This window comes from Streptomyces bicolor, assembly GCF_000719285.1.
Taxonomy (GTDB): Bacteria; Actinomycetota; Actinomycetes; order Streptomycetales; family Streptomycetaceae; genus Streptomyces; species Streptomyces bicolor.
Genome location: NZ_JOFS01000105.1, coordinates 1 through 739 on the forward strand (window position 1 = coordinate 1; position 739 = coordinate 739).

The 739-nt window shown below is 68.3% G+C and carries 1 pseudogene; it reads left to right on the top strand.

Features of this window, described 5'->3' with window-relative positions:
• Positions 1-739: pseudogene (locus IF78_RS47330) on the top strand (condensation domain-containing protein); the annotation flags it as partial.

The following is a 739-nucleotide window of genomic DNA, read 5'->3' on the forward strand; positions in this document are numbered from 1 at the left end:
ATCGACGACAACTTCTTCGAGCTGGGCGGCCACTCCCTCCTCGCCACCCGCCTCATCAGCCGGATCCGCACCACCCTCGACATCGAACTACCGGTACGCACCCTCTTCGAAACCCCCACCATCGCCACGCTCGCCGCCCAGATCGCGCAAGCGGGCTCGGCCCGGACCGCGCTGACCGCGACGGAGCGCCCGGCACGGATTCCGCTGTCACCGGCCCAGAACCGTCCTGCCGCTCGCCGTGCGGCTGTCAGGGGACCTCGACCGAGCAGCCCTGGAAGCGGCGATAGCCGATGTGATGGGTCGGCACGAGATCCTTCGGACGGTCTTCCCGGAGGTCGACGGGCAACCTCAACAGCGCATTCTGGATCCTGCCCAGGTCCGCCCCGCGCTCCCTGTGGTGGAGGTCGAGACAGCGGACCTGGACGAGGCACTCCGAGCCGCCGGCAACACCGCCTTCGATGTCACTGTGGATCTGCCGCTCCAGGCCCGGCTGTTCGCCACCGGTCCGGACCACCACGTCCTGCTTCTGGTGCAGCATCACATCGGCAACGACGGCTGGTCGCTGGCTCCGCTGGCCCGGGACATCAGCCTTGCCTACGCCGCGCGATGCGCGGGTTCAGCACCGACCTGGTCGCCGTTGCCGGTGCAGTACGCCGACTACACCCTGTGGCTGCACGAACTCCTCGGCACGGAAGCCGACCCCGACTCCTTGGCGAACAAGCAGCTCGCCTTCTGGAAG